We start from the raw sequence: 1876 nt of genomic DNA, 5'->3' as shown, positions 1-1876 counted from the left end.
GAAAATAGATCCCCGACTTCTCTAAGAGGATGTTTGAAAAGTTTTTAATGTATAAAGAAACCCCTCTCCAAACCTCTCCCCGCTTCGGGGAGAGGCTTTGAAACCCCCCTTCCAGCTAAAAAAAGCTTTTCTGCTTCCCTCTCCTTTTAGGAGAGGGCTAGGGAGAGGTAAGGAAGGGGGAAAGGGGGGTTAGGTTTCTGGAGATTATCGGTTTCATCTAATACTTTTCAAAGTAACTGTTCGCACTCCCCCCTATCTTTAACGAGAGATCAAGGGTTTCGATAATTTTAGAGGGGGGGGAGTGAGTAACTGAGTAACTACCTTTCAAACACCTTCTAAGAAGTCGGGGATCTAGGTAATACATAGATTATAACCAAGTGGAAAAATCGTGATTAAAATGAGAAAGTGATATTAAATGAATACGGGAATCATTTTTCCCTGCTTCCCGTTCTGGTTGAGTGTTATAACCCCAATCTGCAAGAAAAAGTTTTACATGATTTAAGTCTGATTGCTGTTGGACTAATTGTAATGTTTTTAATCTATCTTCCACAAACCACAAACTTGCAGATTGGATATTTGCTTTCTTGATTAATTCGCGCAAGGTTTCATATTTTGGGCGTTTTATTTCTTTACCAAAAATATCTTCTGGTGGTAAATCAACTCCTTCTTGTTGTAATAATTGCTTGACAAATCGCCCTTCTTTGGTGGTGACAATATATAACTGTATTTCACTTTTAAGAGTTATTTTGAGTCTTTCTATCACACCCGGATAGAATCTATGCAGACTTAACCAACCATCTAAATCTGTCTGAATCCATTCATCTCGTAGATGATCCAATTTTGTCGAAACTGCCTTTGCTTCTAGATTATCTGCTGCTAAGATTTGGGGAGTGATGTTTGTCCATGATTGGAGAATTTGATCATCAGAAAACCCCTCAATTAAGGCTTTGATTAAAACGGGCATTTCCCAGCCTGTTTCAATTACAGGACGTAAGCGATAGAATCTCAAAGCTAAATCATCTGGTGGTGTGTCGTTAGCCGGCGACCAAATTTGACAGTAGGTACGCCATGCTACCTCAAAATATTCAATTAGTCCATCGCAAACCACTCCATCAAAGTCTAAAGCCAAAATCGTGGGACTATTTGCTGTCATTGTTCTGAGGGTAAAAACTGCTTTTGTTAGCTTACCGCACCTTGATAGTAGGATATGTAGCGATTAACCTCTGAAATAGGGAATAAAAAATAAAGTTTTTTTAAGGTTTTTTCGGTACTTTTATGGAAATAGGGGAAAATATTGATGTATTAATAGTATCAATTGACTCAAACCGAGTCAGACGATCAGATACTAAGGTGTAAATAAGAGCATCAAAACCATGCAAATCAAGCTGATTTCCGAAAATAAACTGACAGAGGAGCAGGAAGAACAGGTTTTTACCCTGCCGGTGGCTATCGGACGAGATATAACTCAACTTCCTGCCGTCCTCAATAGTAATGCACCATGATCAAGGATTATGGGTAAAATGAGATTCATTTAGGTAGGGCTTGCTGAATAAAGCTAAAACCATTTATTAGCAAAGGGTTTCGCGGATTTTTACCACAAAAAAGTGCAAGGTTTTGGCTAATGGTGTCTCAAAATAGGTGCATTTTTCTTTCTCGGATTTGGAAAATTGAGGATATCCAGACAGTTAAAACTGTTCCCAGTTAAGAGTTAAGAGTTCCCTGCCCTCACAGACAACTTTTTCAGCAAACCCTAGGTAGGGTGTGTTAGCGACAGCGTAACGCACCATTATCAATGATTCTTATACATCTGAATATATCTAATAATTTATTTAAATCATTTTTCAGCAAAAAAGCACAATTACCTTATATTCTCAAT

Annotated in this window: 2 protein-coding genes; one reads left to right on the top strand and one right to left on the bottom strand. The window is 38.2% G+C overall.

Going from position 1 to position 1876, the window contains the following annotated elements; translation table 11 throughout:
• Positions 1-367: 367 nt before the first annotated feature.
• Positions 368-1153 carry an HAD family hydrolase gene (locus tag IQ228_RS25565; protein WP_193964939.1) on the bottom strand — a complete coding sequence of 262 codons (786 nt, stop codon included), beginning with the start codon at positions 1151-1153 and terminating at the stop codon, positions 368-370.
• A 220-nt stretch (positions 1154-1373) separates the two neighbouring features.
• Here IQ228_RS25565 and IQ228_RS27235 point away from each other — a divergent pair, with 220 nt between their 5' ends.
• Positions 1374-1502: a hypothetical protein gene (locus IQ228_RS27235; protein WP_255549993.1), complete on the top strand. Its 129-nt coding sequence runs from the start codon at positions 1374-1376 to the stop codon at positions 1500-1502.
• Positions 1503-1876 lie beyond the last annotated feature (374 nt).

The sequence above is a fragment of the Dolichospermum sp. LEGE 00246 genome (genome assembly GCF_015207865.1).
In the GTDB taxonomy this organism is placed as follows: Bacteria; Cyanobacteriota; Cyanobacteriia; order Cyanobacteriales; family Nostocaceae; genus Dolichospermum; species Dolichospermum heterosporum.
This window is presented reverse-complemented; position numbering and strand designations above follow the sequence as displayed.

What these genes read in the sequence shown, in the direction of transcription:
- IQ228_RS25565 (WP_193964939.1), bottom strand. Translation starts at nt 1,153, where the DNA reads ATGACAGCAAATAGTCCCACGATTTTGGCTTTAGACTTTGATGGAGTG.
- IQ228_RS27235 (WP_255549993.1), top strand. Translation starts at nt 1,374, where the DNA reads ATGCAAATCAAGCTGATTTCCGAAAATAAACTGACAGAGGAGCAGGAA.